The sequence below is a fragment of the Vibrio sp. 03_296 genome (assembly GCF_002265885.1).
In genome coordinates this window covers 1-2,660 of the sequence record NZ_NPKW01000116.1, presented here as the reverse complement: position 1 = coordinate 2,660, position 2,660 = coordinate 1, and the positions used below count along the sequence as shown (strand labels likewise).

Genomic DNA, 2,660 nt, shown 5'->3' with positions numbered 1-2,660 from the left:
TATGAGTCATTTCGGTTTTCTACGTTTTGGCTTTTGTTTGTAAATCAAAGTCGAGTTAATCTTGTTTTTAGTAAAACGTAAGCCATTGAAGCTTAAGCATAACAAGGCGTTTAAGCGGGATTCATGCCGCGTGGCATTTTTGGTTTGCGGTGATTTTTGTGGTGAAAGTGGTCTGCGGAAACTTGGTTTAGGCGGCATTCACCCCTTAACGCGGCGTTAAATGCTAGGAGGAAAATTGAACATCAGTAAACTAGCAGTAAGTATCTACACGATAGCGAGCATTTTAATTTATGGTGAGATCGTCAACCCTGATTTATTTAATGCTATCGACATAAACTTGGGTATTGTAACTATCAACCAAAATGAGGGAATGGAAGTTACGGAAATTCTGCTGCACCTTGTTGGGGTTCTTTGTATTGCTTTATGCCTCATCAACTGGAAGCTATTTTTATCAAGCCTAAAGCAAGGCTTTAAGAAACATCCCCTGTTAGTCGGTGAAATTAATAAAAAGTTGCAAGCAAAAACGGGGTCAACGACAGATAGAGTTTCAGAAGCAGATATAAAAGGCTTCTTAACTCCAACGGCAAGCACTGGAGCTTGGACCTCCATTGGTGTAGGACACGGAAATATTGGTGTAAAGTTGAGTCGAACCAATGTCTTATTCTGTTTTCTTACTACGCCGATCAGTACACTTTGGCTGTTAAAAGTTGAATTGCTATTTCCATTATTAGCGGCTTTGTGTGCGTGGTGGGTTAGCATTTAACAAACTGTTCAAGAGGGATTCGCAACGCGTGGCATTTTTACTATGCGTTGGTTTTAGTGTCTAAGGTGGTATGCAGCGGCTTCAGTATTGCGTTGCTCACCCCTTAACAGGGCGTTATGCCTTTTAGGAGAAATACATGACTATCCCAAAGCATTCAAAGCTTTATAGTTATACGCAAGGCTCTTATTTTGCTGACAGTTTCTCTCGTGAGATCCCATACACGAATCAGACAGCTTTTGATGTTTATCTTGAAATCGCCAAGCAAACACCGCGCTGGGTTTCTTTCTTAATGGAAATGAGAAATCGTATTGTATCGATGTTCGGCCTGAAGCATTTAGGTCGATTTCAGGATGCGACTTTAGAGGCCGGTGTTAATGACGTCAAAGTGGGCGAACGGATAGGTATCTTCACGCTCGTAAGTAACGAAGAGCATGAAATTATTCTGGAGGACAGCGATAAGCATCTCGATGTGAGAGTGTCATTTCTGCTGGACGTAAAAGGTGACAAAGTCACTGTTCATGCGACAACTGTAGTGCATGTCCACAACTTGTTTGGCAAAGCTTACATGCTTGTCGTAGCGCCGATCCATAAAGTTATTGTCCCAAATTCATTGAAAACTTTGGCACAGGCATAACAAAGCGTTAAAGCGGGACTTGGCACACGTGGCATTTTCAATTTGCGTTGGGTTTAGTGGTTAAGTTGTCATGCGGTCACTTTTGTATTGCGTGCCTGCGCCCCTTAACGCGGCGTTATAACCTTGGTGAAATTTCGATATGTTTAGTGAAATTAAACAATTTTCAGAAAAACTTGAAAGCCTAAAAGGTGGTTCAGGTTCATGTATAAGATCGGCAATGTATCATGTTGAAAAAGCAGAGGTTCTATCTGGTGTAGATCCAGAAATGTCAGTGTTCCGGCTTATTACCGCAGAAGAAGAGGCTGCTACTGCAATCTTGTTGATGTTGAAAGAGCATGGTTACGAGGGGGCAAAAGAATTAAATAAAAACAATCACCTGCATAAACAATGTCTTTACCCATACATTTGTTCGATTATTGAACTTCTCAAGTTAGACTTGAGGAAGGTATCAAACCACCCTCCCATCCTAGAGTGGGTTGATGTTGATGGCATGGATGCAATCAAATTGGGGATTCGAGTAACTATTGAGGACCAAAATTTGATCATGGAAATGAATCCACCTCTGAATTTTCGAGTTTCTCGTAACGAAGAATTGCATGACTTTAGCCATGAGCTTGTAGTCTTTCTGGAACGAAAAGGGTTTAACGATACAGTTAAGCACTTAAAGGAAAATGCCAACTTACGTAACAAATTACTGTATTCTGATGGTAAAACTATTCCAAACACTTTAGCTGATACTGACAACGGAAAATATGAAAAGCTTGGACAGTATCTACTACAAAAAGTTAACGTGCTTATTGCTATTTATTTCATGACAGCACCATACAAAAAAATGGATAAAGCACACTTTCTTGAGCAAGCATTACATAGTTACCTAAAAGTACTGAAGCATGTAAAAGGGCAACGGTTATAACAAACTGTTTAAGAGTGATTCGCAACGCGTGGCATTTTTGCCGTGCGTTGTTTTTAGTGATTAAGGTGGTAAGCGGCGGCTTTTGTATTGCGTTGCTCACACCTTAACAGGGCGTTATGGCTTCTTTTAAAAGTTATACTGGTTGGATGAACAGTGTTTGTTGTTTGTGTTCTATTCGTTGTGTAAAGTGTTGTTTTTACTTTAATCAAAGAGGGCATAATGAATGCGTGAATCCTTACGCCGTAAAGTGTTAGATGTTTGTGCTAAGAAAATCGCACAAAAGGGTGAGAATGTTGGTGTTTCATTTTATGCATTTTTCGCTAATAAAAACGACGATCCAGAGTTGTTTA

General features: G+C 40.1%; 5 protein-coding genes and 1 pseudogene. All 6 read left to right on the top strand.

The annotated features are described in order from the left end of the window. Positions 1–85 precede the first annotated feature (85 nt). Positions 86–220, top strand: coding sequence for a DUF3265 domain-containing protein (locus CIK04_RS14075; RefSeq protein ID WP_130202004.1), 135 nt, complete (start codon positions 86–88; stop codon positions 218–220). Positions 221–235: 15 nt separating this feature from the next. Then, on the top strand, positions 236–763 hold the full coding sequence (locus CIK04_RS14070; protein ID WP_100692775.1) for a hypothetical protein: 528 nt from the start codon (positions 236–238) through the stop codon (positions 761–763). Then, positions 741–870: pseudogene (locus CIK04_RS14065) on the top strand (DUF3265 domain-containing protein). The gene CIK04_RS14070 and the pseudogene CIK04_RS14065 overlap by 23 nt, the downstream one beginning before the upstream one ends. 29 nt (positions 871–899) lie before the next feature. Then, positions 900–1,397 (top strand): DUF2867 domain-containing protein, encoded by a 498-nt coding sequence (locus CIK04_RS14060; protein ID WP_086467572.1) that lies wholly within the window; start codon positions 900–902, stop codon positions 1,395–1,397. 139 nt (positions 1,398–1,536) lie between these two features. After that, entirely contained in the window at positions 1,537–2,310 is a 774-nt protein-coding gene (locus CIK04_RS14055; protein WP_157806517.1) for a hypothetical protein, read from the top strand. 223 nt (positions 2,311–2,533) lie between these two features. Continuing rightward, positions 2,534–2,660, top strand: a 127-nt coding sequence (locus CIK04_RS33330; RefSeq protein ID WP_325205717.1) for a DUF6500 family protein, incomplete at its 3' end; no start/stop codon positions are given.

Excerpts from the sequence above, each read along its gene's own strand:
- CIK04_RS14055 (WP_157806517.1), top strand. The coding sequence starts at position 1,537 with ATGTTTAGTGAAATTAAACAATTTTCAGAAAAACTTGAAAGCCTAAAA.
- CIK04_RS14060 (WP_086467572.1), top strand. The coding sequence starts at position 900 with ATGACTATCCCAAAGCATTCAAAGCTTTATAGTTATACGCAAGGCTCT.